The organism is Streptomyces sp. NPDC007901 (assembly GCF_042959465.1).
Lineage (GTDB): Bacteria > Actinomycetota > Actinomycetes > Streptomycetales > Streptomycetaceae > Streptomyces.
This window is the reverse complement of record NZ_JBIBKW010000011.1, coordinates 217,475-242,304: the sequence shown is the minus strand read 5'-3', so window position 1 is coordinate 242,304 and position 24,830 is coordinate 217,475. Positions and strand designations below refer to the sequence as shown.

General features: G+C 70.5%; 22 protein-coding genes and 1 pseudogene. 13 read left to right on the top strand and 10 right to left on the bottom strand.

Annotated elements, in window-relative coordinates; genetic code table 11:
- Nucleotide 1 precedes the first annotated feature (1 nt).
- From ACFZDK_RS32615 to cimA, 5 genes are all read left to right on the top strand, one after another.
- The gene (locus ACFZDK_RS32615) at nt 2-601 is read left to right on the top strand and encodes a TetR family transcriptional regulator C-terminal domain-containing protein (protein WP_390977494.1); all 600 of its coding nucleotides are present in this window, start codon (nt 2-4) and stop codon (nt 599-601) included.
- Nucleotides 602-723: 122 nt separating this feature from the next.
- Nucleotides 724-1,923: a hypothetical protein gene (locus ACFZDK_RS32610; RefSeq protein ID WP_390977493.1), complete on the top strand. Its 1,200-nt coding sequence runs from the start codon at nt 724-726 to the stop codon at nt 1,921-1,923.
- A gap of 57 nt (nt 1,924-1,980) precedes the next feature.
- The gene (locus tag ACFZDK_RS32605; RefSeq protein ID WP_390977492.1) at nt 1,981-3,114 is read left to right on the top strand and encodes a hypothetical protein; all 1,134 of its coding nucleotides are present in this window, start codon (nt 1,981-1,983) and stop codon (nt 3,112-3,114) included.
- Between the two features lie 37 nt (nt 3,115-3,151).
- Nucleotides 3,152-4,453: an MFS transporter gene (locus ACFZDK_RS32600; RefSeq protein WP_390977491.1), complete on the top strand. Its 1,302-nt coding sequence runs from the start codon at nt 3,152-3,154 to the stop codon at nt 4,451-4,453.
- 285 nt (nt 4,454-4,738) lie between these two features.
- Entirely contained in the window at nt 4,739-6,349 is a 1,611-nt protein-coding gene (gene cimA / locus ACFZDK_RS32595) for a citramalate synthase (RefSeq protein ID WP_390977490.1), read from the top strand.
- Between the two features lie 10 nt (nt 6,350-6,359).
- On the opposite strand, the gene ACFZDK_RS32590 is transcribed toward cimA, so the two are convergent.
- Together ACFZDK_RS32590 and ACFZDK_RS32585 are read right to left on the bottom strand one after the other, a co-directional pair.
- On the bottom strand, nt 6,360-6,851 hold the full coding sequence (locus ACFZDK_RS32590; RefSeq protein WP_390977489.1) for a hypothetical protein: 492 nt from the start codon (nt 6,849-6,851) through the stop codon (nt 6,360-6,362).
- A gap of 15 nt (nt 6,852-6,866) precedes the next feature.
- Nucleotides 6,867-8,732, bottom strand: a complete 1,866-nt coding sequence (locus ACFZDK_RS32585) for a lectin (protein ID WP_390977488.1) — start codon at nt 8,730-8,732, stop codon at nt 6,867-6,869.
- Between the two features lie 127 nt (nt 8,733-8,859).
- On the opposite strand from ACFZDK_RS32585, the gene ACFZDK_RS32580 reads away from it, so the two are divergent.
- Both ACFZDK_RS32580 and ACFZDK_RS32575 read left to right on the top strand, forming a co-directional pair.
- On the top strand, nt 8,860-11,871 hold the full coding sequence (locus ACFZDK_RS32580; RefSeq protein ID WP_390977487.1) for a glycoside hydrolase family 3 N-terminal domain-containing protein: 3,012 nt from the start codon (nt 8,860-8,862) through the stop codon (nt 11,869-11,871).
- A 42-nt stretch (nt 11,872-11,913) separates the two neighbouring features.
- Nucleotides 11,914-13,278, top strand: a complete 1,365-nt coding sequence (locus ACFZDK_RS32575; protein WP_390977486.1) for a hypothetical protein — start codon at nt 11,914-11,916, stop codon at nt 13,276-13,278.
- A 1-nt stretch (nt 13,279) separates the two neighbouring features.
- On the opposite strand, the gene ACFZDK_RS32570 is transcribed toward ACFZDK_RS32575, so the two are convergent.
- Nucleotides 13,280-13,702 (bottom strand): MarR family transcriptional regulator, encoded by a 423-nt coding sequence (locus ACFZDK_RS32570; protein ID WP_390977485.1) that lies wholly within the window; start codon nt 13,700-13,702, stop codon nt 13,280-13,282.
- Nucleotides 13,703-13,762: 60 nt separating this feature from the next.
- Between ACFZDK_RS32570 and ACFZDK_RS32565 the strand changes: the two genes are divergently transcribed.
- Nucleotides 13,763-14,821 (top strand): FUSC family protein, encoded by a 1,059-nt coding sequence (locus ACFZDK_RS32565; protein WP_390977484.1) that lies wholly within the window; start codon nt 13,763-13,765, stop codon nt 14,819-14,821.
- Here the strand turns inward: ACFZDK_RS32565 and ACFZDK_RS32560 are convergent.
- The 3 genes from ACFZDK_RS32560 to ACFZDK_RS32550 form a co-directional block, all read right to left on the bottom strand.
- Complete coding sequence (locus ACFZDK_RS32560) at nt 14,818-15,276, bottom strand: MarR family winged helix-turn-helix transcriptional regulator (RefSeq protein ID WP_390977613.1); 459 nt, start codon at nt 15,274-15,276, stop codon at nt 14,818-14,820. The two genes, ACFZDK_RS32565 and ACFZDK_RS32560, sit on opposite strands and share 4 nt — an antisense overlap.
- A 419-nt stretch (nt 15,277-15,695) precedes the next feature.
- Nucleotides 15,696-15,884, bottom strand: coding sequence for a DUF397 domain-containing protein (locus ACFZDK_RS32555; RefSeq protein ID WP_390977483.1), 189 nt, complete (start codon nt 15,882-15,884; stop codon nt 15,696-15,698).
- On the bottom strand, nt 15,881-16,702 hold the full coding sequence (locus ACFZDK_RS32550; protein ID WP_390977482.1) for a Scr1 family TA system antitoxin-like transcriptional regulator: 822 nt from the start codon (nt 16,700-16,702) through the stop codon (nt 15,881-15,883). The genes ACFZDK_RS32555 and ACFZDK_RS32550 overlap by 4 nt, the downstream gene beginning before the upstream one ends.
- 112 nt (nt 16,703-16,814) lie before the next feature.
- Here ACFZDK_RS32550 and ACFZDK_RS32545 point away from each other — a divergent pair.
- Nucleotides 16,815-17,213 (top strand): annotated as a pseudogene (locus tag ACFZDK_RS32545) (ATP-binding protein); the annotation flags it as partial.
- Nucleotides 17,214-17,439: 226 nt separating this feature from the next.
- The gene (locus ACFZDK_RS32540; RefSeq protein ID WP_390977481.1) at nt 17,440-18,018 is read left to right on the top strand and encodes a GNAT family N-acetyltransferase; all 579 of its coding nucleotides are present in this window, start codon (nt 17,440-17,442) and stop codon (nt 18,016-18,018) included.
- Between the two features lie 242 nt (nt 18,019-18,260).
- Here ACFZDK_RS32540 and ACFZDK_RS32535 read toward each other — a convergent pair whose 3' ends face one another.
- From ACFZDK_RS32535 to ACFZDK_RS32525, 3 genes are all read right to left on the bottom strand, one after another.
- Nucleotides 18,261-18,548 carry a hypothetical protein gene (locus tag ACFZDK_RS32535; RefSeq protein ID WP_390977480.1) on the bottom strand — a complete coding sequence of 96 codons (288 nt, stop codon included), beginning with the start codon at nt 18,546-18,548 and terminating at the stop codon, nt 18,261-18,263.
- Nucleotides 18,549-18,645: 97 nt separating this feature from the next.
- On the bottom strand, nt 18,646-19,578 hold the full coding sequence (locus ACFZDK_RS32530) for an aldo/keto reductase (protein WP_390977479.1): 933 nt from the start codon (nt 19,576-19,578) through the stop codon (nt 18,646-18,648).
- A gap of 48 nt (nt 19,579-19,626) precedes the next feature.
- Nucleotides 19,627-20,487: an aldo/keto reductase gene (locus ACFZDK_RS32525; protein WP_390977478.1), complete on the bottom strand. Its 861-nt coding sequence runs from the start codon at nt 20,485-20,487 to the stop codon at nt 19,627-19,629.
- Between the two features lie 225 nt (nt 20,488-20,712).
- Between ACFZDK_RS32525 and ACFZDK_RS32520 the strand changes: the two genes are divergently transcribed.
- Together ACFZDK_RS32520 and ACFZDK_RS32515 are read left to right on the top strand one after the other, a co-directional pair.
- Nucleotides 20,713-21,468 (top strand): DUF899 family protein, encoded by a 756-nt coding sequence (locus tag ACFZDK_RS32520; RefSeq protein WP_390977477.1) that lies wholly within the window; start codon nt 20,713-20,715, stop codon nt 21,466-21,468.
- A 41-nt stretch (nt 21,469-21,509) separates the two neighbouring features.
- The gene (locus tag ACFZDK_RS32515; protein WP_390977476.1) at nt 21,510-22,106 is read left to right on the top strand and encodes a YdeI/OmpD-associated family protein; all 597 of its coding nucleotides are present in this window, start codon (nt 21,510-21,512) and stop codon (nt 22,104-22,106) included.
- Between the two features lie 76 nt (nt 22,107-22,182).
- Here the strand turns inward: ACFZDK_RS32515 and ACFZDK_RS32510 are convergent, their stop codons facing one another.
- Nucleotides 22,183-22,779 (bottom strand): YceI family protein, encoded by a 597-nt coding sequence (locus tag ACFZDK_RS32510; protein ID WP_390977475.1) that lies wholly within the window; start codon nt 22,777-22,779, stop codon nt 22,183-22,185.
- A gap of 454 nt (nt 22,780-23,233) precedes the next feature.
- On the opposite strand from ACFZDK_RS32510, the gene ACFZDK_RS32505 reads away from it, so the two are divergent.
- Nucleotides 23,234-24,829: a carboxyl transferase domain-containing protein gene (locus tag ACFZDK_RS32505; RefSeq protein ID WP_390977474.1), complete on the top strand. Its 1,596-nt coding sequence runs from the start codon at nt 23,234-23,236 to the stop codon at nt 24,827-24,829.
- Nucleotide 24,830: the final 1 nt, after the last annotated feature.

Here is a 24,830-nt window from a genome sequence, read left to right as displayed (position 1 = left end):
CATGGCCGGTGCGCGCCGGAACGCCCCGCCCCGTGAGGACGTGCTCGCCGCCGCCATGACGATGATCGCCGGACGCGGCCTGGAGAAACTCACCATGGCCGCCCTCGGCCGCGAGGTCGGCATGAGCAGCGGCCACCTCCTCTACTACTTCCACTCCAAGGACGAACTGCTGCTCCAGACCCTGGAGTGGAGCGAGGGCCGGCTGGGCGCCGAACGCGGCCGGCTCCTCACCCGGCGCGGCACCGCCCGCGAACGCCTCGACGCGTACGTCGACCTGTACGTCCCCGAGGGGCACCGCGACCCGCACTGGACTCTCTGGCTGGAGGTCTGGAACCGCTCGCAGAACGCCGACGAGGCCGCCCGCGACCGGCAGGCCGCCATCGAGGGCGCCTGGCACCGCGACCTGGTGGCGCTGCTCGCGGAGGGCGTCTCCGCGGGCGAGTTCCGCCCGGTCGACCCGGACCGCTTCGCCGCCCGCCTGCGCGCCCTGCTCGACGGCTTCTCCATCCATGTGGCGATCGGGCTGCGCGGCACCGGCAGGGTGCAGGTTCTCGGCCACGTACGGGAGTTCCTGGAATCCGATCTTCTCGCGGACGCGTGACCTTCCGACCGGGTTGTACGCAATATGGGTGATTGACCCGGGTTGTGGGGTGCGGTTGCATCGTGTTCAGCCCTCGGCGCAGGGCCGGGGGAAACGCGTCCGAATCCACTGGGGGACAAGCCATGGGGGAGAAACACGGCTCGGCAAGGCCGTCCGGGAGCCTCTTACGCCGCACCGCCGCCACCGTCACCGCTACCGCCGCGCTGGCCGTCGCTGCCTTGCTGACCGCGATACCGGCCGCGTCGGCGGCGGCGGCGGACCAGGACGCCGTCCGGCGGGTCAGCGGTGAGGCCGACGGGACACAACTGGCCACGGCGTCGCGGGGCGCGAGCCTGAGCGCCGACGGCCGCTATGTGGCGTACGGGGTGAAGGGGCCGCGGGACGGCTGCCCGCTGTCCGTGTCCACCTGTCTGTTCGTGAAGGACCTGCGCACGGGCCGGCAGACGCAGGTGCCCGGCACCAAGCGCCTCGCGGGGAACCCGGTGCTCAGCGCCGACGGCCGGCTGGTCGCCTTCTTCACCGGCGACGGTGACGTGCGGCCCTACCTCTACGACCGCACCACCGGCGACCTCACGCTCCTGTGGCCCGGCCCGCCGCCGTCGCCCTTTGACTTCGGCTACGACGGCGTGGTGAACGCCATCAGCGCCGACGGCAGGCAGGTGCTGTACACCGTGACCTACAGCCACCCGGGCGAACCCACCCGGACCCGGCTGCTGGAGCGCGACCTGGCCACCGGCACCGACACGGTGGTCGTACCGGAGGGCACGGCGGACTTCGTCTCCGGCGGCGGCCTCAGCGCGGACGGCCGGTACGTCGCCTACGGACTGGTCAGGGAGTCGGCCGGCTACCAGGGGCTGTTCGTCAAGGACCTGCGGACGGGTGCGGTCAGGCGCGTCGACACCGCCCGCGACGGCACGCCCGGCGACGCCGACTCCTCGCTCGTCCGGCTCTCCGACGACGGCCGCCGGGTGGTCTTCAACTCCAGGTCGGCCAACCTCACGCCCGAGAGCCCGGCTGGCGACCAGTGGCACCCGTACGTGCGCGATCTGCGCACCGGCCGTATCGAGGCGTTCGGGTCGGCCGGCCGGACCGTCTCCGCGGCGGACGGCACCGCCCGCCACGTGGTGCTGCAGGAGCCGGACGCCCTGGTCCTGCGTGACCTGCGCACCGGCAGGCAGCGGGCCATCGCCCCTCAGACCGCCGAAGCCACCCTCGGCGCGGTCACCCGCCACGGCCGCGAGGTCGTCTTCGCCTCGTCCGAACTCGACCTGGTGCCGGACGACACCAACGGCGTCTCGGACGTGTTCCTCGTCCACTCCTGACCGCACACCGGCTCAGCAGCACACCGGCCGACCGGCACACCACGGGGGATCACTACCTTGAACGTCCGTACCCGCACCGCCCTCGCCACCGCCCTGGTCGCCGCCGCCCTGGCCGCGACCGGGGCGGCGGCCACCGCCGCACCCGCCGTGCACGCCGCCCCGCGCACCGAACCGGTCAGCGTCACGCCCGCCGGAAAGGCGGGCGACGGCGCCTCCACCGGCGCGGTCATCAGCCGCGACGGCCGCCATGTCGCCTTCTCCTCCACCGCCACAGACCTCCTCCCCGGCGCCTCGCACGGCGGCCTCTTCGTGCGTGACCTGCGCACCGGAAAGCTCACCCACGCGGCCGACGGCACCGATCCGTCGCTCAGCAAGGACGGCCGCTTCCTCGCGTACACCGACGCGGGCCTGCACCTGCTGGACCGCCGCACCGGACGCACCGAACGCCTCGACACCGGCCTCCCGGCGGGCTTCGGCCCGGGCGGCCACGCCTACCTGAGCGGTACCGCCCGCTACGCCGTCTTCACCGCCACCGGCGACGCGGACGGCCCGGTCGTCTTCCTCCGCGACCGCGTCAAGCACACCACCGAGCGGATCAGCCCGCCCAGGCCCACCTGGGAGCCGCGCGCCGCGGGCCACGCCACCGTCAGTGACGACGGACGCCGGGTCGTCTACCAGTACACCTACTCCAACGGCCCGCGCGGCGACGACTGGAGCGACATCTGGCTCCACGACCGCTCCACCGGCGCCCGCACCCAGCTCGACCGCTCCACCGACGGCTCGCCCACCACCCGCGAGTCCCTGAACCCCGCGCTCAGTGCCGACGGCCGTACCGTCGTCTTCGAATCGGCCGACACCCATCTGGTTCCGGACGACACCGACAACGGCTGGAACGTGTTCGTCCACCATCTCGGCACGGGCCGCAACGACCGCGTCCAGGGCTACGGACGGGACGCGGCGGTCAGCGCGGACGGCCGGTACGTCACCCTCACCACCCACGAGGGCTCGGCATATCCCCTGTATGTACGGGACTTGAGGAACGGCACCCGCGCCCTGGTCGCCACCGGGGGACAGGTGGCACCCGGGGGAGTCTCGGCCCGCCGGATCGCCTTCACGTCCTACGACGGCACCCTCAACCCGCGCGGCGACGACAACAACGAACAGGACGTCTTCGTCAGGCATTTGCAGTAAAGGAATTCCCCGTTCGCCCGCCGGGCAGGAACGGCCCATGGGACGACAACACTGGAAGAAGATCTGGGTCGGCTCGGCAGGCAACATGGTCGAGTGGTTCGACTGGTTCGTGTACGCGAGCTTCGCCACCTACTTCGCCGGGGCGTTCTTCCCGAGCGGGAATCCCACCGCGCAGCTGATGAACACCGCGGGCATCTTCGCCGTCGGGTTCTTCATGCGCCCGGTGGGCGGCTGGCTCCTGGGCCGGGTCGGCGACCGGAAGGGCCGCAAGGCCGCGCTGACCCTCACCGTCACCCTGATGTCGGTGTCCGCGCTCCTCATCGCGGTCGCCCCGACCTACGACGTCGCCGGGTACGGCGGCGCCTTCGTGCTGCTCGTCGCCCGCCTGCTGCAGGGACTCTCGGTGGGCGGCGAGTACGCGGCCAGCGCCACCTATCTGACGGAGGCCTCCGACCCCCGCCGGCGCGGCTTCGCCTCCAGCTTCCAGTACGTGTCGATGACGGTGGGGCAGCTCGCCGGCCTCGGCCTGCTGATCATCCTCCAGCACACCCTCTCCGACACCGCGCTGCACGACTACGGCTGGCGGATCCCCTTCGCCGTCGGCGCGCTCGGTGCCGCCGTCGTCTTCTATCTGCGCCGGACCATGCTGGAGACCGAGGTCTACGAGGAGGACACCTCGCACGCGGCCGAGCGCGGCACCCTGCGCGCGCTGTGGCAGCACCGGCGGGAGGCGTTCCTGGTCATCGCGCTGACCATGGGCGGCACGGTGGCCTACTACACGTACACCACCTATCTGACGAAGTACCTCTCCAACTCGGCGGGCCTGTCCAAGGAGACCGCGACCCTCGTCTCCTTCACCGCGCTCACCGTCTTCGCCTGCCTCCAGCCGCTCGCCGGCGCCCTGTCCGACCGCATCGGCCGCCGCCCCCTCCTGATCACCTTCGCCGTCGGCTCCACCGTCCTCACCGTGCCGATCCTGACCCTCCTCAAACACGTGAACGGATACTGGCCCGCCCTCGGGCTCTCCCTGCTCGCCCTCGTCGTGGTCACCGGGTACACCTCGATCAACGCCTGCGTGAAGGCGGAGCTCTTCCCGACCGGCGTCCGCGCCCTGGGCGTGGCCCTGCCCTACGCCCTCGCCAACGCCCTGTTCGGCGGCACGGCCGAATACATCGCCCTGTGGTTCAAGGACGCCGGGATCGAGTCCGGCTTCTCCTGGTACGTGGCGGGCTGTGCCGCCGTATCGCTTGTGGTCTACGTCACCATGCGGGAGACGAAAGACCTGGATCTGGCGCGGGTGGCGTCCCGCGAGGCACCCAGTGTGACGACCGCATCCTGAGACGGTGAGTGAGCCGGGGGCGGGGCTGTGCCAGACTGCCTCCGTGCTCTCGTTCGCCACGATTATTGGCAGCAGGCGCGCCGGTCCGCAGTGACCACCACGTACGACCAGGTACGGGTGGCCATCGTCGTCCTCGACCCGCGCGCAGACCTCTCGCACCCGCGAGGGGTTTTTTCGTTTTCCGGCCCACCTTCAGTCGGACGGCGAGGCGCGAGGGACCATGGAGGGACGGTGGAGCCGGTTATTCCGGTACGACCGAGATCAGACATCAGGAGCCTTGAGACCATGACCGAGACGGAAACCCACGAGCTGGACGACTCGTTCCACGTCTTCGACACCACGCTGCGCGACGGCGCGCAGCGCGAGGGCATCAACCTCACCGTCGCGGACAAGCTGGCCATCGCCCGGCACCTGGACGACTTCGGCGTGGGCTTCATCGAAGGCGGCTGGCCGGGCGCCAACCCCCGCGACACCGAGTTCTTCGCCCGCGCCCAGCAGGAGATCGACTTCAAGCACGCCCAGCTGGTCGCCTTCGGCGCGACCCGCCGGGCGAACGCCAAGGCGGCGGACGACCCCCAGGTCAGGGCGCTGCTGGAGTCCGGCGCCCCGGTGATCACACTGGTCGCCAAGTCCCACGACCGGCATGTCGAGCTGGCGCTGCGCACCACCCTCGACGAGAACCTGGAGATGGTCCGGGACACGGTCTCCTTCCTGAAGGGCCAGGGCCGCCGGGTCTTCGTCGACTGCGAGCACTTCTTCGACGGCTACCGCGCCAACCCCGAGTACGCCAAGGCCGTCGTCCGCGCCGCCTCCGAGGCCGGCGCCGATGTCGTCATCCTCTGCGACACCAACGGCGGCATGCTCCCCGCCCAGGTCAACGCCGTCGTCTCCACCGTCCTCGCGGACACCGGCGCCCGGCTCGGCATCCACGCCCAGGACGACACGGGCTGCGCGGTCGCCAACACGCTGGCCGCCGTGGACGCGGGCGCCACCCACGTCCAGTGCACCGCGAACGGCTACGGCGAGCGGGTCGGCAACGCCAACCTTTTCCCGGTGGTCGCCGCCCTGGAGCTGAAGTACGGCAAGAAGGTGCTGCCGGACGGCCGGCTCCGCGAGATGACCCGCATCTCCCACGCCATCGCCGAGGTCGTCAACCTGACGCCCTCCACCCACCAGCCCTACGTCGGGGTCTCCGCCTTCGCCCACAAGGCCGGTCTGCACGCCTCCGCGATCAAGGTCGACCCGGACCTGTACCAGCACATCGACCCCGAGCTGGTCGGCAACACCATGCGGATGCTGGTCTCCGACATGGCCGGCCGCGCCTCCGTCGAGCTCAAGGGCAAGGAACTCGGCATCGACCTCGGTGGCGACCGCGAGCTGGTCGGCCGGGTCGTCGAGCGGGTCAAGGAGCGCGAGCTCAAGGGCTACACCTACGAGGCCGCCGACGCCTCCTTCGAGCTCCTGCTGCGCGCCGAGGTCGAGGGCAGGCCGCGCACCTACTTCCGCGTCGAGTCCTGGCGGGCCATCGTCGAGGACCGCCCCGACGGCACCCACGCCAACGAGGCCACGGTCAAGCTCTGGGCCAAGAGCGAGCGCATCGTCGCCACGGCGGAGGGCAACGGACCGGTCAACGCCCTGGACCGCGCCCTGCGCGTGGCCCTGGAGAAGATCTACCCGCAGCTGGCCAAGTTCGACCTGGCCGACTACAAGGTCCGCATCCTGGAGGGCAAGCACGGCACCGAGTCCACCACCCGGGTGCTGATCTCGACGACCGACGGCAGCACCGAGTGGTCCACGGTCGGCGTCGCCGAGAACGTCATCGCCGCGTCCTGGCAGGCCCTGGAGGACGCGTACACCTACGGTCTGCTGCGCGCGGGTGTGGAGCCGGCGGAGTAGGCCCGCTGGTTCAGCAGGAGTCCTCGGCGAGCCTCTCGAACTCGCCGAGGCTCATCGCCCGGCCGTCGGCCCAGACCTGGCCGGGCTTCAGCGCGGTGATCTGCTCGGTGGTGAAGTCGGCGATGCCGTTGTACGAGTCACCGGTCACGTAGTGCCCGAAGCCCAGCGTGTAGTGATGCCGGGGCAGCAGCTTCTGGGCCCCGCGATGCCGGGCCCGCCACTTCGCGGGCGGTGAGAACAGCGGGAACCCGGCGTCCCCGGCGCGCTCGCCCTTGATGTCCCAGCCGGTGGTGACCGGTCCGTCCGCCGCGCCCCGGGCCCGGCCGTCGAGCGAGAGCCCCTGGTAGTGGTCGTCCCCGCACGGCCGGATCAACGCGTACGGCGCCCCGTCCGCCCCGGCCCGCACTGCGGCCAGCGGGAGGTCGACCGCCCCGCAGCCGCTCAGCAGCAACGCACCGGCGACCGTGCCCAGCACGGCCGCCGCCCCCGTCGTACGCCTCATGGCACTCCTACCGCCCTACTGCAGCTGCCACTTCTGGTTGGCGGCCCCCGTGCAGGACCAGATCTGCGCCCGGGTCCCGTTCGCCGACGAGTTGCCCGTGACGTCCAGACACTTGTCGGCCACCGTATTCACGACATCACCGGTGGAGGAGTTGTACGACCACTGTTGCGCACCGGTTCCGTTGCAGTCGTACAACTGCACCTTCGCCCCGTCCGCCGTCGAACCCGAGGTCACGTCCAGGCACTTGCCGAGCGCCCGGACCGTGCCGTCGGACTGGACGGTCCACTGCTGGGCGGTGGAGCCGTTGCAGTCGTAGAGCTGGACGGCCGTGCCGTTGGTGCTCGAACCGCCCGCCACGTCCAGGCACTTGCCCGCCAGCCCCACGAGGGCCCCCGTCCGGCTGCCGCCGCCCGACTGGGTTCCGGACCAGGTGAAGGTCGCCGAGGTCTTGCCGGGGAGGGAGTAAGTGGCGTGCTGCGAGCCCCAGTTGATGGTCATCGTCTTGGCGCCGGCCGAGTCGTTGTAGGCGATCAGGGCCTTCGAGCCGTCCGGGTTGCGCCAGGCCACGTTCGGCACCGAGGCGGACGCCGTGGAGGCGATCCGCTGGGCGCCCGGCCGGACGAACTTGGTGAGGTGGCCCATCGTGTAGTACTCGACGGTGTAGTCGACCGTGCCGCTCGCGCCGTCGCCGTTGTGCACGGTGATCAGGCCGGTGCAGGTGCCGCAGCCGCCGTTGTGCGGGCCCATGTTCTGGTCCACCGCGAGCGACCACTTGGTCACCGACTTCGCCCAGTTGCGGGTGTAGTCGATGATGTTGTTCATGTCCTCGCGCTGCTGGTCGGCGATCCAGGTGCCGCCCGAGTGCTCGGTGCCGAAGGCGTCCAGCGTGGGGTACTGGTTGTGCACGGTGGTCTGCTTGGTGACGTCACCGCCGTAGCCGTGCCAGGCGATCCCGCCGAAGTTGGGGCTGTTGCGGATCGTGGCGTCGTCGACGGACGCGGCCGCGTAGGAGTCGTAGACGTCCCAGTTCCAGTCGTGGGCGAGGACCTTGGTGGACAGCCCGGCCGCCTGGAGCTTGGGCAGCAGCTCGCTCTTGAGGAAGTACTGCAGGCCCGAGGCGTTCCAGCTCATCGACGGGTAGCCGGAGCAGCAGGTGGGCTCGTTCTGCGGGGTGACGTAGGAGACGTTGACGCCCTGCGCCTGGTACGCCTGGAGGTACTTCACGAAGTACGAGGCGTAGGCCCCGTAGTCCTCCGCCTTCAGCCAGCCGCCGTTGAGCGAGCCGCTGTCCTTCATCCAGGCCGGCGCCGTCCATGGCGAGGCCATGACAGTCAGAGAGGGGTTGAGCTGGAGCGCCTGCTTGGTGAGCGGCACGACGTCCGCGAGGTCGTGCGAGATCGAGAAGCTGGTGAGGTTCGGGTCGGTCTGCCCGGCGGGTACATCGTCGTACGTGTACCCGTACCGGGCCAGGTCCGAGGCGCCCATCGGATTGCGCAGGAACGACAGTCCGATGCCGTCGGTCGGCGAGAACAGCTTCTTCATGGTCGCGTCCCGGGTGGCCTGGGACAGCGCCCCGCTGCTGTTCATCAGCCAGGCCGCGGTGTCCGTGAAGGACGCGCCGCCGCCGGTGAAGGTCTGGTAGCGGGTGTTCTCGTCGACGGTGATGTTGTCGCCGCTGCCACCCGTCCCGGCGGAGAAGGCGAACGGCGTCTGCGCCTGGAGTCCGCGCGTGACATGGCGCCCGGCGGAGTCGTCGGTGGTGGTGAGGTACGCGGTGACCTGTTCGCCGGCCGCGTGCGCCGGCGGTACGACCGCGCTGAAGCCGGCCGCGGTGAGCAGCCCGGCGAGCACCAGACGCAGGGTGTGGGGGGTTCTTCTCATCGACACATCGCCCTTCCTGACGGGACGTCTTGACGGGTGTGCGAGCCGTTAGTTAACTCACGTCGTGATCTAAGCCATGAGTGAACTGTGAGAGCCCCGAGTGAACCAGAGAGTCGAGGGAAGGTCCATGCCAAGAGCCGCCCTGCTCGTCTCCACCGCCCTACTCGCAGCCCTGATGCCCCTCTCCGCGGCCCGCGCCGCGGACGATCCGAGCCCAACTCCCGTGGACCGCTTCGAAGGTGAGGTCCCCTTCGCCTCCCAGCCCGCCGACGGCATCTTCACCTGGGGCGGCGACAGCGACGACCCGCCCGCCCTGCAGCTGGCCGACCGCGCGGACGCCCCCGAGGGCGCCAAGGTCCTCGCCGGGACCTACGACATCAGCGGCTACGGCGGCTTCACCCACGACTTCGCCGCCACCGAACCCGCCCACGACTGGTCCGCCCACAAGGGCATCCGCTTCTGGTGGGACGGCCAGGACAACGGCAAGAAGACCGCCTTCGAGATCAAGGACGGCGGCGCCGACGGCGAGGCCTCGGAGCTCTGGACGACCTCCTTCACCGACGACTTCACCGGCTGGAAGCAGATCGAGATCCCCTTCACGGACTTCGCCTACCGCACCGACTACCAGCCCGTCGGCGGTATCGACCACGTCCTCGGCCTGACCCGGATGTGGGGGTACGCGGTCACCCTCCCCGTAGGGGTCCAGGGCCGGTTCGCCATGGACGACGTGGAGCTGTACGGAAAGGCCGACCAGTCCCTGCGGGCCTCCGTCACCACGGACGCGGCCGTCTACCCGGTGCGGGAGGGCGGCACGGCGTCGGTGAAGGTCTCGGTCGCCACCACCGGCTCCGCGCCGATCGACGAACCGGTGACCGTCACCTACGAGACGGCCGGCGGCACCGCCGAGTCCGGCAAGGACTACCAGCCGGTCTCCGGCACCCTCACCTTCCCGGGAGGCACCGCCTCCGGGGCCACGCAGACCATCAAGGTGCCGACGCTGAAGGACCGTTCGGCCGAATCCGCGGAGACCGTCCCGCTGAAGCTCACGGTCACCGGCGCCAAGGCCCCCGCCGAGACCCCGCAGGTCGTCATCGACGCCCACGGACTGCCGTACCTGAACAGCAAGCTGCCCGTGAAGAAGCGGGTCGCCGACCTCCTCTCCCGGATGTCCCTGGAGGAGAAGGCCGGACAGATGACCCAGGCCGAGCGCGGCGCGGTCGGGACCGGCGGTGACGTCACCGCCTACGACCTCGGCTCGCTGCTCTCCGGCGGCGGCTCGACCCCCACGCCCAACACGGCCGCGGCCTGGGCGCAGATGATCGACTCCTTCCAGCTCCGGGCACAGGCCACCCGGTTCCAGATCCCGCTGGTCTACGGCGTCGACGCGGTGCACGGCCACAACAACCTGGCCGGCGCCACGATCATGCCGCACAACATCGGCATCGGCGCGACCCGCGACCCCCGACTGGCCGAGCAGGCAGGCGCGGTGACGGCCTCCGAGGTCCGCGCCACCGGCGTCCCCTGGGACTTCGCCCCCTGCCTCTGCGTCACCCGCGACGAGCGCTGGGGCCGCTCCTACGAGTCCTTCGGCGAGGACCCGGCCCTGGTGAAGTCCATGGAGACGGTCATCCAGGGCCTCCAGGGACGCGCGGACGGCCGTGACCTCAAGGACAACGACAAGGTCCTGGCCACCGCCAAGCACTTCGTCGGTGACGGCGGCACCGCGTACGGCTCGTCCACGACCGGGTCGTACACCATCGACCAGGGTGTCACCACGGTCACCCGGCAGCAGCTGGAGGCGATCCATCTGGCGCCGTACCAGACCGCCGTGGACCGGGGCATCGGCACGGTCATGCCGTCGTACTCCTCGCTCGACATCGTCGGCGACGGCCAGGGCCCGGTGAAGATGCACGCCCGCGCCGACATGATCAACGGGGTGCTCAAGGACCGGATGGGCTTCCAGGGCTTCGTGATCAGCGACTGGAACGCCATGGACCAGCTCCCCGGCGACTACGCCTCGCACGTGCGCACGGCCGTCAACGCGGGCGTCGACATGATGATGGTCCCGTACGGCTACAAGGACTTCACGACGAGCCTGATCGACCAGGTCAAGGCGGGCACCGTCAGCGAGCAGCGCATCGACGACGCGGTCTCCCGCATCCTCACCCAGAAGTTCAGGCTGGGCCTCTTCGAGCACCCCTACGCCGACACCAGCGGTGCCGCGCAGATCGGCTCCGCCAAGCACCGGGCGGTGGCCCGGCAGGCGGCCGCCGAGTCACAGGTGCTGCTGAAGAACGACGGCGACGTGCTGCCGCTGAAGAAGTCGCAGAAGGTGTACGTCGCCGGGTCCAACGCCGACGACCTCGGCAACCAGACCGGCGGCTGGACCATCACCTGGCAGGGCCAGTCCGGCACCCACACCACCGGCACCACCATCCTCCAGGGCATGAAGAACGCCGGGGGAGACGTCACCTACTCCAAGGACGCCTCCGCGCCGACGAGCGGGTACGACGTGGGCGTGGTCGTGGTCGGCGAGACCCCCTACGCCGAGGGCGTCGGGGACGTCGGCAACGGCAACGACCTCACGCTGACCCCCGCCGACCAGGCCGCCGTGGACAAGGTGTGCGCGGCCATGAAGTGCGCGGTGCTGATCGTCTCCGGGCGCCCGCAGCTGGTCGGGGACCGGCTCGGCGAGATCGACTCCCTGGTGGCGTCCTGGCTGCCGGGCACCGAGGGCGACGGCGTGGCCGACGTGCTCTACGGAAAGAAGGCCTTCACCGGGCAGCTCCCGGTCACCTGGCCGAAGTCCGAGGCGCAGCTGCCCATCAACGTGGGCGACGCGTCGTACGACCCGCAGTACCCCTACGGCTGGGGTCTGACGACCCTGACCAGGGCCCCCAAGGGCGGCGAGGCCACCCTGAAGTCGCTCGGCGTGGCCGCTGAGGCGGCCGACCGGGCGGGCGCCGACGCGGCCGGCCGGAAGCTGGTCGCCAAGGCGCGGCTGCTGGTCCAGGCGAAGGTCGGGCAGTCGATCACGGCCGCCGTCTCCAAGCCCTTCGCCGACGCGGACCACCTGCTGCTCACCGGCAGGTACGCGGCGGCGGTGGAGAAGCTGACGGAGGCGTACCGGGCGGCGTAGAGGGACAGCACTCCCGGGGAGGCTTCAGGGTAGTTTCGAAGCATGAACGCGGTGCGACGGACCACCCGAAGTCTCCCGGGGCTGCTGCTCATGGCGTGTGCGCTGGCGCTGGTCGCCCTGACCGCGCTCGCCCCGCGGGCGGCCGCGGTCACCGGCGTCTCGGCGATCGCGGACGCCCTCCGCAAGAACCCGGTGTACGTCGACCCGGCGGCCGCCGCCCAGCTCTCCACGGCCGACGCCGACACCCTGGCCCGGCAGATCAAGGACGCCGACAAACCCCTGTTCATCGCCGTCCTGCCATCCGGCTACCCCACCCAGAACCTCTTCACGGACCTGCGCACCGCCACCGGCATCACCGGCCTCTACGCGATCCGCCTCGGCGACCGCTTCGACGCCCGCGCCGACTCGTCGGTGCTCTCCCGCACGGCCGTGCAGAACCTGGTCACCAGCGTCCAGGGCGAGAGCGCCAAGGCCCAGCTGACCGACTTCACCGACCGAGCCCTGACCAACATGGGCGGCAAGGCCCCCTCGGCCTGGGGCGGCGGCAGCACGGGCGGCTCGGGAGTGTCCAGTACGGCGCTGATCGCGATCGGAGCCGTGCTGGTGGCGGGCGGGGCGGGCGCGTACGCCCTGGTCCGCCGCAACCGCCGACGCCACGAGGAGGAGCAGCGGGCCGCTCTGGACCGGCTCCGGGTGGTCGTGGACGAGGACATCACCGCGTTCGGCGAGGAACTGGACCGCCTCGACTTCCACCCGGCCGAGCCGCGCGCCGACGACGCGATGCGCGCCGACTACGAGCGTGCGCTGAACGCCTACGACCAGGCGAAGTCCGCGATGGCCGACGCCCGCAGACCGGAGGACGTCCGGGCGGTCACCCAGGCACTGGAGGACGGCCGCTTCTCGCTCGCCCAGCTGGCCGCCCGCCGCGAGGGCCGCCCGCTGCCGGAGCGCCGCCCGCCCTGCTTCTTCGACCCCCGGCACGGCCCCTCGGTCACGGACGCCACCTGGACCCCGCCCGGCGGCGCGCCCCGCGAGGTCCCGGTCTGCGCGGCCGACGCCGCCCGCCTCGCCGACGGCCGCGATCCCGCGATCCGCGAGGTCGACACCGACTACGGCCGCCGCCCCTACTGGGACGCGGGCCCGGCCTACGGCCCCTGGGCGGGCGGCTACTTCGGCGGCGGCATCCTCCCCGGCCTCCTGCTCGGCACCGCCCTGGGCGGCTGGATGTCCGCGCCCGCCTACGCGGCCGACTACGGCACCGGGTACGGAGACTTCGGCGCCGGCGGCTACCAGGGCGGCGACGTGTCGGGCGCGGACTTCGACCCCGGGGACTTCGGGGACTTCGGCGGGGGCGGCGACTTCGGCGGCGGGGGCGGGGACAGCGGGGACTTCGGCGGCGGTTTCTGACCTACTCGGCATCTCCCAGCCGCTCCATCACGGCGGCGGCGAGCAGCAGCACCCCGCGCTCGGTCTCGCTCAACGCCCCGAACGCCCCGGCCAGCCAGGCGTCCCGCTGGGCCATGTCGGCCTCCAACGCGCTCCGCCCCGCCCCGGTCAGGCTCAGCACGGACTGCCGCCGGTCGGACGGGTCCGGCGCCCGTCCGACCAGTCCCTCCGCCTCCAGCTCCGCGAAGACCCGGGTCAGTGACTGCGGACGCTGCCGCTCGGCAGCCGCGACCTCGCCGGGCGTGGACGGCCCGTGCCGGTACAGATGCCCGAGCACCGTCAGCTGATTGGCACTGAGGCTCCCGTCCCCGCGTTCCTGCCGCAGCCGACGGTTGAACCGGAGGACGGCACGACGGACACGGGCGGCTTCGGCGAGGTATTCCATAGGCCAGATAGTACGCGACTACTTACTACCCACTGCTCCTTTTCCCGTACCCTCGGTCGCGTGACCGCCAAACTCATACGCAACGCGTACGAAGCAGGGTTGACGATGACCGCCGTTCTGCTCTCCTGGGGAGCCGCGCTGGCGCTGGAGGGGGCCGCCGGGCTGCACACCGACGTACTGGTCCTCGCGGTCGCCCTCACCCTGACCCTCGCCGCGACCCAGCGCACCGCCGGCACCCGCCGACGACTGATGTCACTGATGCTGCTGCCCGTGACAGCCGCCGCCTCGATCTTCGTCGGACGCCTGCTCGCCTCCCACTACGCGGCGGGCGCGGCCGTCTTCACGGCCGGGATGGCCCTGGCCATCTGGATCCGCCGCTTCGGCCCGGCCGCCACCAAGGCGGGCACGCTGATCGCCCTCCCCCTGGTGGCCCTGCTGGTGGTCCCCGGCCCCGCACTGCCGGCCGAGGCGCAGAGCGGGCTGGTGACCTGGGGCTGGTCCGCGCTGATCGGGTTCATGGCCTGCTGCTCGGTCTGGCTGGTGCAGGCCCTGGGCGACCGCTACGGCCCCTGGCGCGCGGCCCCGACCCCCGACCCGCCCCCACGCCGCTCCCGCCTCCACCCACGCCCCAGCACCCGCATGGCCCTGCAGATGGCGGCGGCCATCGCAACCGCCTTCGTGCTGGGCCGTTTCCTCTTCGACGACCACTGGCCGTGGGCCGTCCTGACCGCGTACGTCGCAGCGAGCGGCAACCGAGGCCGGACCGACGTCCTGCGCAAGGGGGTTGAGCGCCTGGCCGGAGCGTGCGTGGGCACGCTGCTGGCGACGGGGGTGGCGGAGGCGGGCGTCACGGGCCACACCGCCGTGGCCCTGATGTTCGCCGTCCTGGCCGTCGCCCTGTGGCTGCGCCCCCTCAACTACGCCTACTGGGCAGCCGGCATGACCACGGCCCTCTCCCTCCTCCTCGGCTACTTCGGCCAGGACGCGCAGTCCCTGCTGCCGACCCGCCTGGAGGGCATCGCGGTGGGCGCGGCCCTGTCGGTGGCGTCAGCCTGGTGGCTGCTCCCGGTCCCGAAACGCCCTGGGGCGAGTGCGGCACGGCTGACGGTGCCGGGCTAGTGGTGCCAGGCCTGCCCGCCGGTGTTGTGGATGAAGCGTTGCAGCACCTTGAGGGTGATGAGGTACTCCTCGTCGGAGATGCCCGCGTGCCGTTCCGCCCGCAGCTTGTCCTGGACGGATGCGGCCCTGTCGAAGAACGCCCCGCCCTCGGCCGTGATGCTCAGGCGGCCCTCGGCGTCCTCGGTGATCCACCCCTGGGCGATGACCGTATCGATCTCGGACTCCATGCTCTCCGGGCCCGTGTCGAGGTAGTTCCGCAGGAGGCGGGACACCTCGTCGCGGGTCTTGACGTCGTCGGCGCGCGCGACCTGTGCGAGGACCCACCACTGCGGCTGGGTGGTGCCGATCCCGGCGAGCGCCGCGCGGGTTCGGTCGACGACGGCCTTGAACGCGGCCCAACTCCAGTAGCCGATGGGCTGCTGGATCAGTTCGGCGTCGGTGTGCGAGTACTCCACGGCCGGTCCCTCCGTCTTCACCTGACCTGCTTCGACGAGACCGACCGTAGAAACTCAACCTCGCTTGAGGTCAAGGCCCTTCCGCTGGATCCGGAGTCTTTCCCTCTGGACACGCCGTGGCATAACGCAGCCCGGCGGCATGCCACCAGGCGGGCGGGGACGGCCCGTTGACGACGAAGGAGGATTGGTCCGGGTGCAGGCCGAGCCGCCTCAAGGCGCGGGCCTCGACCGACAGGCTGATCCACCCCCGCCAGTGCCCGCTGACCTCACGTCGGCACGCGAGGTCCCACCGGAATTCTTCTTCCGCGAATGGCATCCAGTCGATGCCGCGTTCACGCAGTCAAGCGCAGAGGGCGGCGAAGGGGTGAGGGCGCCCCGGGACGTTTTCGTACGAGGCGATGAGGACCCAGTCGATCTGCTCAGTCGCGGGTGACGCGGTCAAGGAACTCACTCCAGGGGGAGGGGGAGACGGCGAGTATGGGGCCGTCGGAGCTCTTCGAGTCACGGATATGGATGACGGAGGAGAGGACGGCCACCTCCACGCAGTCGCCCCCTTCGTTGCTGCTGTAGCTGGACTTGAACCAGGCAAGCGATGCTGCGGTGTTCATGACTCTCCTAGCAGTCCATTCAAGTAGCGCGCGCTCTCCTCGGGCGAGAGGGCCTGTGACCGCAGCATTCCATACTTGTGGTGATAGTCGCTGACCTCGTCGGGATCGTCGACGAGAAAGCTCGCTCGCTGTACCTCCAGGTAGACAAGGTAGTTGTGTTCGGGCGTCTCCAGCAGTGTCATGGGGCCCGCGAGCCCCGCGTGCGGCATCCGGTCCATGGGCATGATCTGCACGCTCATATGGATCGGTTCGGTGTACTCCAGGATCTGCCGAATCTGAGCCCGCATCACTTCGCGGCTGCCGACCTCTCGCCTGAGGATGCTCTCCTCCAGGATGAAGTGCCCCACGGGCGGGCGGTCCCGCTGCCAGATCAACTGTCGCTCCATACGAGCCTCCACCCACTGCTCGGCCGTCTCGCTCCCGAGCGCGGGATAACGGGAGTCGAAGGTGGCGCGGCAGTACTCCCTGGTCTGCAGCAGTCCAGGCACCATCTGGATCTGGTACGACAGAACCCCCATCGCCTCCTGCTCGTGATCGACCAGCCCCTGCGCGAACTGCACGATCCGCTCCCGGACCGGCATCTTCGCCACCAGCACGGTCAATGCCCCGCCCGTTCCCAGCAGTTCGTCGAACTGTTCCGCCCGGTCCGGCTGAAGGGCAAGCCGCCCCTGCTCGATGGAGCCCACCGTGTCGACGTGCAGGTTCGCAAGCTCTGCGAACCGCTCCTGCGTGAGCCGCGCCTGTTTCCGGTAGTGGGCGACGAGCCCTCCGACCGCGTGCCACGAACCGAGCCTCTTGGGCTTCCTCGCCACATGCATGCGTGCCCCTTTCCCCCGTGCGCGCCCGAACCGCTCGTAGTGGACTCGTAGAAGTCAGAACTACGACCTCACTCACTGATCCATGATAGTCACTCACGGTGACACTCGCCTCATGAACCCGGAACCTCAAACCCCCCACACTCGCGAGGCGTTCTACCGCCGGGACCGCAGATCCGTCGGCGTGGCAAGCGAGTTCACGCGCGCGGCCCTCGCCGACTGGGCGGTGGCCGGGCGCGAGGACGACGTAGTGCTCTGCGTGAGCGAACTGGCCACCAACGCCGTGCTCCACGGCGTACCCCCGGGCCGGGGCTTCCGCCTCCGGCTGGCCCTGCATTCCGACGGAGTCCTCCGCGCCGAGGTCCACGACAGCGGCCCAGGCGAACTCCGCTACGGCGACATGTCACCGGAGTCGGAACACGGCCGGGGCCTGCTGCTGGTCAGCCTGCTCGCGGACAAGTGGGGGGTGGGGGAGCGGGAGCCGGGGAAGGCGGTGTGGTGCGAGTTCGCGGTCAGGGGGATCCAGGAGTCTTCTGCAGAGCCGAAAGTCGAAGGCCGGGCGGATCGCCTTCGGGAGCCTGCGTCGCCCCGACGACGTGGGGAGCGACAGAGGTCGGGTCCTCGGCGGTGACCGTGAAGGCGGCCGTGCCGTGCTGCTGCTTCTCCGGCACCCCGCCCGGTGACAGACGCGGCCCGAAAACTCCGTGGACCGTCCGACCCGTCTCGGTCATGATCCTCACGTGACCACCTACCTGGAGTCCGAGCGCCTGATCCTGCGCCCCTTCGCCGCCGGCGACGCGGACCTGCTGATCGAGCTGGACAGCGACCCGGCGGTGATGCGCCACCTGACCGGCGGCGTGCCGACCCCGCCGGAGGAGGTCCGCGACCTCGTCATCCCCAGCATCCTCGCCGGCTACGAGCGTTGGGATCACGACCTCGGTCTGTTCGCGGCGCACGAGAAGGACGGCGGCGCGTTCGTCGGCTGGTTCTGCCTGCGTCCGCTGCGCAGCGGCCCGCGTGAGGAGGCCGAGCTCGGCTACCGCCTGCGCCGGGCGGCCTGGGGAAGGGGCTACGCCACGGAGGTCTCGCGGGCGCTGCTGGCGAAGGGGTTCGCCCAGCTCGGCATCCGCATGGTCTGGGCCGAGACGATGACCGTGAACCGCCCTTCGCGCAACGTCATGGAGAAGCTCGGGATGACGCTCGCGGAGACCATCCCCACGCCGGACGACATGATGGCGGTCGATGGTTCCGAGCACGGGGGTGTGCGGTACGAGATCACGAAGGAGCAGTGGGAGCGGCTGCAGGCGCAGGCGGTGTGAGGCGCGGCGCCCGTGGATGTGAAGTCATCGGCCTGCGCGGCCTTGTCTCATCGTGCCCTGTAGGGCGTATCCCGACAGCTCGACGGGCGGATCCAGGCGATCCGCACCGTGAACAACCCCCACAAGCCAGGGCGTGTCGGGGTTGTGGCGGACGCCTGGGAGGCCTTCCGTGAGGCGGAAGGGGCACAGCGGCCCGGGGAACGACCGAAGGGCGGACGGCGGCGGCGATGCCGGAACGCCGCTCACTGCAGCCAGCCGCGGCGGGCGGCCTGGGCCGCCGCCTGGAAGCGGGTGGCCGCGCCCAGTTCGGTCATCAGGCGGTGGATGCGGCGCTGGGTGGTGCGCTCGCTCCAGCCCTGGGTGCGGGCGATGGCCGCGTCCGTGCAGCCGGACGCGAGCAGGCCCAGAAGGGCACGCGTGTCGGCGTCCGGGCCGTCGCTCCGTGCGGCCGGCGGGCTGGTGTCCCGCAGCGGGGTGGCACGTTCCCACTCGGCCTCGAAGAGTGCAGTTCTCCTACTGACCGGGGCCACCGGTCGGCCATCAGGGTCCGCGGGCGGCTCGGCGCGCCCGCGGACCCGCCGCACAGCGGCGAGCGTACGGCTCGCCGCTGTCCGGGTGGGGCGACGGTCAGGGCACGATGTACTGGGCGGCGCGGAACAGTTCGTACCACTCCGCACGGGTCAGGGGGACGTCCGATCCGAGGGCGGCGTCCGCGACGCGCTGCGGGGTGGTCGTGCCGATGACCACCTGCATCCGGGCGGGGTGGCGGGTGATCCAGGCCGTCGCGATGGCAAGGGACGGCACCCTGTACTTCGCCGCCAGGCGGTCGATGACGGCGTTGAGTTCGGGGTGGCGCTCGGAGCCGAGGAAGGGCCCGTCGAAGAAGCCGGCCTGGAACGGCGACCAGGCCTGCACGGTGATGTCGTGCAGTCGGCAGTAGTCCAGGAGCCCGTCGTCACGGCTGACCGACTGGTCCAGGCCCTGCATGTTGGCCGCGACGCCCTGCGCGACGAGCGGGGCGTGCGTGATCGACAGCTGGAGCTGGTTCGCCACCAGCGGCTGACTGACATGGCGGCGCAGCAGGTCGATCTGGCGGGGGGTGTGGTTCGAGACGCCGAAGGCCCGCACCTTGCCCGCCGCGGCCAGGTCGTCGAAGGCACGCGCGACCTCCTCGGGTTCGACCAGCGCGTCGGGACGGTGCAGCAGCAGGATGTCGAGGTAATCGGTGCCGAGAGCCTTGAGTGAACCGTCCACCGACTCGACGATGTGCTCGTAGGAGAAGTCGAAGTACGGGCCTTCGCGGACGATGCCCGCCTTCGACTGGATGATCAGCTTTTCGCGCTGCGAGGGGCTCAGCCGCATCGCCTCGGCGAAACGGCGCTCGCAGCCGTGCAGTTCGCTGCCGTACACGTCGGCGTGGTCGAGGAACGTGATGCCGGCGTCCATCGCGGTGGCGAGGAGTTCGCGCACCTCGGCGTCGCTCTTGTCCTGGATGCGCATCAGGCCGAGCACGATGTTCGGGACGACCATGTCGGTGCCGGGCAGTTTGAACGTCTTCACGATCGGGTCCTTGTCCATAAGTGGGTAGGCGGTGCGGTACCGGGCACCTCAGGCCGCCGACAGGCGGGAGATCTGCTCCGGAGTGAGCTCGACGTCGGTGGCGGCCGCCGAGTCACGGATGCTTTCGGGGCGGGAGGCCCCGGGGATCGGGACCACCACGGGCGCCAGGGCGAGCTCCCAGGCCAGGGTCACCCGGTAGACGCTGACGCCGACCTCGTCCGCGACCTCGCGGAAGGCGGCCTGCTGCGCCGAGAGTTCGGGCGCGTTCGCGATGCCGCCCAGCGGGCTCCAGGGCAGGAACGCGATCCCGAGTTCGGCGCAGTGCTCCAGCTCGCGCAGACTGGAGCGGAACCTGGGCGAGAACTGGTTCTGGACCGAGGCGAGGCGACCGCCCAGGATCTGGTTCGCCTCGTCGATCTGGTCCACGGTCGCGTTCGAGATGCCCGCCATGCGGATCACGCCCTCGTCGAGCAGGTCACGGATCGCGCCGATCGAATCGGCGTACGGGACGCGCGGGTCGGGGCGGTGGAACTGGTAGAGGCCGATCGCCTCGACGCCGAGGCGCTTGGCCGACTCCTTGGCGGCCCGCTTGAGATGGGCCGGATCACCGTTCACGGTCCAGCTGCCGTCGCCGGGCCGCAGGTGGCCCCCCTTCGTCGCGACCAGCACCTCGTCCGCTCCCCGGCCGTACGTGCGCAGAGCCCCGGCGATGAGCTCCTCGTTGTGTCCGACCTCGGCGGCGTCGCGGTGGTACGCGTCCGCCGTGTCGACGAACGTGACACCGGCGTCCAGCGCGGCGTGGATCGTCGCGATCGATCTGCGGGCTTCGGGGCGGCCCTCGATGGACATCGGCATGCCGCCGAGCCCGATCGCCGAAACCGTCCGTCCGCCGATCGTGCGTTGCTTCATTGGACGTCTCCTCCGGGTGTGGAAGACAGGTGGTCGAGGTCTTCCCGTACGGAAGGCCTGCTCGGCCGAGCCTAGGAATCGATGATTCAGAGGTCCAACAGTTGTTGGTCATGGCATTGAGAAAGGGAATCGATGAGTGTGTCCGGCGCGTACACCTCGCCGCCCCTGCCGGACGCCCGGACGGTGTGTGCGGCACCGTCCCGACGCACGGGTACGGATCGTCGCGTGAGGAGTGATCGAGGCCGCCGTCCTAGACTCGAAGACGGCTACGGGGGACGCCTGCCCCAGGAGGACGCGATGGTGCGGCAGACCAGGCTGGTCGGGGAGTCCGAGGAGTATGTCGGTGCCCGTGAGGAGCTGCGGCTGGCCGAGATCGGGCTGATGCGGCGCCGCGAGGAGGTCGCGGCGCTGCGGCGGGCGCTCCCGCAGGGGCCGGCCGTCGACGACTACGTCTTCCTGGAGGGGCCCGGCGACCTCGACGCCGGTGACGCCCCGGTCCGTGAGGTCGCGTTGAGCGAGTTGTTCTCCGGGCCCGGACGGCCGCTGATCGTCTACCACTTCATGTACGGCAAGCTCCAGACCAGTGCCTGCCCGATGTGCACGCTGTGGATCGACGGCTACAACGGGATCGCCCACCACGTGGCCCGCAACGCGGACTTCGTCATCGCCGCGGCCGCCGACCCGCCCACCCTCCGGACGTACGCCCGCGATCGCGGCTGGCACCGGCTGCGGCTGCTCAGCTGTGGTGACAGCACGTTCAAGTACGACCTGGGGAGCGAGGACGAGGACGGCGCGCAGGACTCCACGGTCTCCGTCTTCACCCGCGACGGCGACGGCACGGTCCGGCATACGTACTCCGCCCATCCACGTATGGCCGACGACATCCAGGAGCGCGGCATCGACCTGCTGACGCCCGTCTGGCACCTGCTCGACCTGACCCCGCAGGGGCGAGGGGACTGGTACCCGACCCTCGACTACTGACTAGGACGGGTGCTGACCTACTCCCTCCCTACGGTGTCGCCATGACCGCACGCGACACCGCCGAGACATCCCCCGCCCTGGCCTTCGCCTCGGCCTCCGGTCTGGACGACTGGCTCGCCGCCCGGCCCGCCCCGCACCCCGGCCTCTGGGTGAAGGTCGCCAAGAAGGGCTCCGGGCTGGTCTCCGTCACCTGGGCCGAGGTCAACGACGTCGCCCTCTGCCACGGCTGGATCACGGCGCAGCGCAAGGCGCTGGACGCGACGTACTTCCTGCAGAAGATCACCCCGCGCAGGCCGGGCAGCCTCTGGTCCCTGGTCAATGTGCGCAGGGTGGCGGAGCTGACCGAGGCCGGCCGGATGCGGCCCGCGGGGCTCGCGGAGGTGGCCGCCGCCCGGGCGGACGGGCGGTGGGACGCGGCGTACGAGCCGCAGAGCGAAGCCCATGTGCCCGAGGACCTGGCGGCGGCTCTGGAGCGGAACCCCGAAGCCGGGGCGGCCTTCGACGCCCTCGGGCGGACGGACCGGTACCAGGTGATCTTCGGGCTGCTCACGGCCCGCACCGCGCAGGGCCGGGCGGCGAGGCTGGCGGCCGCCCTGGCCGAGCTGTCCTCCCGACCCAGGGCACGGCCCCGGACATGACCGAGCGCCGCCCTCAGGGGAGTGGAGGGCGGCGCTCAGCGGGCGTGATCGGGGCCGGCGGTCCGGCGCCGCGGGCTCACGCGTTCTTGATCGCCGAGATGTCGAAGTTCAGCTTGATCTTGTCGGAGACGAGGACGCCACCGGTCTCCAGCGCCGCGTTCCAGGTGACGCCCCAGTCGGAGCGCTTGATCTCGGCCTTGCCCTCGAAGCCGACGCGCTCGTTGCCGAACGGGTCCTTGGCGACGCCGTTGAACTCCAGGTCGATGGTGACCGGCCGGGTGACACCGAGGATCGTGAGGTCGCCGGTGATGCGGTAGTCCTCGCCGCCGAGGGCCTCCGCCTCGGTGGAGCGGAAGGTCATCGTCGGGAACTCGTCGATCTTGAAGAAGTCCGCCGACTTCAGGTGACCGTCACGGTCGGGGCTGCCGGTGGTGATGCTGTCCATCTTGATGTCGAGCGAGGCGGTGGACTTCGACGGGTTCTCGCCGTCCAGGTGCAGAGTGCCCTCGAACTCCTGGAAGCTGCCCTTGACGTTGGTGACCATCGCGTGGCGGGCCACGAAGCCGAGCGTGGTGTGCGCCGGGTCGATCGTGTAGTCGCCGGTCAGCGCGGCCGTGTCGGCGCCGGTGCCGGCGGCGGTCGTCTCGTCGTTCTTGCGGCCGAAGATGCCCATGAGGTGCTCCTTGGGGGACGGGTCGCGGCTTCGAAGCGGTGGATGCGGAAGGCGCGGACTTGATGTTTAACGTTCAACGAACTCAACGAGAGACACCGTAGACCTATTCCATTCAACCTTCAACATCATCCGTCCGCGTGTCGCGGTCATTACTCACCGTAACGTCGGGTACCGCACAGCGCGACGCGACGGGACGGTGCGGCGGCGGGTGCGGATAGGGTGCGGGTGGCGCCGTCCGGAGCCCGCATCACCCGGCGGGTGGTATGGGCCACCTGCGAATGTGAGCCGGGTCTCAGGTGGCGCCTTTGTGGCACCCCTACAAGGGCGAAGCCCCCTGAGCAGTCGGAACGGCTGCATGCCGTTCTGGTTCTGTTCAGTGCTTCCAGGAAAACGCGTCGGAGACTGTACGGAGTCGACGTCTCGCATTCCTTGGTGTCCTTCGTAAGGTCGCTACATGACCGTTTTGGAAGAGACGACGGGCGAGCCCACCGGCGAACCGACGGACGCGCGCGGGCGGGTCGCCGAGCTGCATGAGATCCGTGCGGCGGCTGTGGCGGGCCCCAGCGAGAAGGCGACCGAGGCACAGCACGCCAAGGGCAAGCTGACGGCCCGGGAGCGCATCGAGCTGCTCCTGGACCCGGGTTCCTTCCAGGAGGTCGAGCAGCTGCGCCGGCACCGTGCGGTCGGCTTCGGCCTGGAGGCCAAGAAGCCGTACACCGACGGTGTCATCACCGGCTGGGGCACGGTCGAGGGTCGTACGGTCTTCGTCTACGCCCATGACTTCCGGATCTTCGGCGGCGCGCTGGGCGAGGCCCACGCCACCAAGATCCACAAGATCATGGACATGGCCATCGCGGCCGGGGCTCCGCTGGTGTCGCTGAACGACGGCGCGGGCGCCCGTATCCAGGAGGGCGTCAGCGCGCTCGCCGGCTACGGCGGCATCTTCCAGCGCAACACCAAGGCGAGCGGTGTCATCCCGCAGATCTCCGTGATGCTCGGCCCGTGTGCCGGCGGCGCGGCCTACTCGCCCGCCCTCACCGACTTCGTCTTCATGGTCCGCGAGACCTCGCAGATGTTCATCACCGGCCCGGACGTCGTCAAGGCGGTCACCGGCGAGGAGATCACCCAGAACGGGCTCGGCGGCGCCGACGTCCACGCGGAGACCTCCGGCGTCTGCCACTTCGCGTACGACGACGAGGAGACCTGCATCGCGGAGGTCCGCTACCTCCTCTCCCTCCTCCCGCAGAACAACCGCGAGAACCCGCCGCGCGTCGAGTCCACGGACCCCGTCGACCGCCGCAGCGACGTCCTCCTGGACCTGGTCCCGGCCGACGGCAACCGGCCGTACGACATGGCCAAGGTCATCGAGGAGATCGTCGACGACGGCGAGTACGTGGAGGTCCACGAGCGTTGGGCGCGGAACATCATCTGCGCGCTGGCCCGGATCGACGGCCAGGTCGTGGGCATCGTCGCCAACCAACCGCAGGTGCTGGCGGGCGTCCTGGACATCGAGGCGAGCGAAAAAGCTGCGCGCTTTGTCCAGATGTGTGACGCTTTCAATGTTCCGATCGTCACCTTCCTGGACGTACCGGGCTTCCTCCCCGGCGTCGACCAGGAGCACGGCGGGATCATCCGTCACGGCGCGAAGCTCCTCTACGCCTACTGCAACGCGACCGTGCCGAGGATCTCGCTCATCCTGCGCAAGGCGTACGGAGGTGCCTACATCGTCATGGACTCCCAGTCGATCGGCGCCGACCTCACGTACGCGTGGCCGACCAACGAGATCGCGGTGATGGGCGCGGAGGGCGCGGCCAACGTGATCTTCCGTCGGCAGATCGCCTCCGCCGAGGACCCCGAGGCCATGCGGCAGAAGATGGTCAAGGAGTACAAGGCCGAGCTCATGCACCCCTACTACGCGGCCGAGCGCGGTCTGGTCGACGACGTCATCGACCCGGCCGAGACCCGCGAGGTGCTCGCCAAGTCGCTGGCGATGCTGCACACCAAGCACGCCGACCTGCCGTCCCGTAAGCACGGCAACCCCCCGCAGTAAT

Excerpts from the sequence above, each read along its gene's own strand:
- cimA (WP_390977490.1), top strand. The coding sequence starts at position 4,739 with ATGACCGAGACGGAAACCCACGAGCTGGACGACTCGTTCCACGTCTTC.
- ACFZDK_RS32510 (WP_390977475.1), bottom strand. The coding sequence starts at position 22,779 with ATGGGCATCTTCGGCCGCAAGAACGACGAGACGACCGCCGCCGGCACC.
- ACFZDK_RS32505 (WP_390977474.1), top strand. The coding sequence starts at position 23,234 with ATGACCGTTTTGGAAGAGACGACGGGCGAGCCCACCGGCGAACCGACG.
- ACFZDK_RS32600 (WP_390977491.1), top strand. The coding sequence starts at position 3,152 with ATGGGACGACAACACTGGAAGAAGATCTGGGTCGGCTCGGCAGGCAAC.
- ACFZDK_RS32550 (WP_390977482.1), bottom strand. The coding sequence starts at position 16,702 with ATGCATGTGGCGAGGAAGCCCAAGAGGCTCGGTTCGTGGCACGCGGTC.
- ACFZDK_RS32590 (WP_390977489.1), bottom strand. The coding sequence starts at position 6,851 with ATGAGGCGTACGACGGGGGCGGCGGCCGTGCTGGGCACGGTCGCCGGT.
- ACFZDK_RS32515 (WP_390977476.1), top strand. The coding sequence starts at position 21,510 with ATGACCGCACGCGACACCGCCGAGACATCCCCCGCCCTGGCCTTCGCC.
- ACFZDK_RS32575 (WP_390977486.1), top strand. The coding sequence starts at position 11,914 with ATGAACGCGGTGCGACGGACCACCCGAAGTCTCCCGGGGCTGCTGCTC.
- ACFZDK_RS32570 (WP_390977485.1), bottom strand. The coding sequence starts at position 13,702 with ATGGAATACCTCGCCGAAGCCGCCCGTGTCCGTCGTGCCGTCCTCCGG.
- ACFZDK_RS32555 (WP_390977483.1), bottom strand. The coding sequence starts at position 15,884 with ATGAACACCGCAGCATCGCTTGCCTGGTTCAAGTCCAGCTACAGCAGC.
- ACFZDK_RS32580 (WP_390977487.1), top strand. The coding sequence starts at position 8,860 with ATGCCAAGAGCCGCCCTGCTCGTCTCCACCGCCCTACTCGCAGCCCTG.
- ACFZDK_RS32615 (WP_390977494.1), top strand. The coding sequence starts at position 2 with ATGGCCGGTGCGCGCCGGAACGCCCCGCCCCGTGAGGACGTGCTCGCC.
- ACFZDK_RS32610 (WP_390977493.1), top strand. The coding sequence starts at position 724 with ATGGGGGAGAAACACGGCTCGGCAAGGCCGTCCGGGAGCCTCTTACGC.
- ACFZDK_RS32585 (WP_390977488.1), bottom strand. The coding sequence starts at position 8,732 with ATGAGAAGAACCCCCCACACCCTGCGTCTGGTGCTCGCCGGGCTGCTC.
- ACFZDK_RS32525 (WP_390977478.1), bottom strand. The coding sequence starts at position 20,487 with ATGAAGCAACGCACGATCGGCGGACGGACGGTTTCGGCGATCGGGCTC.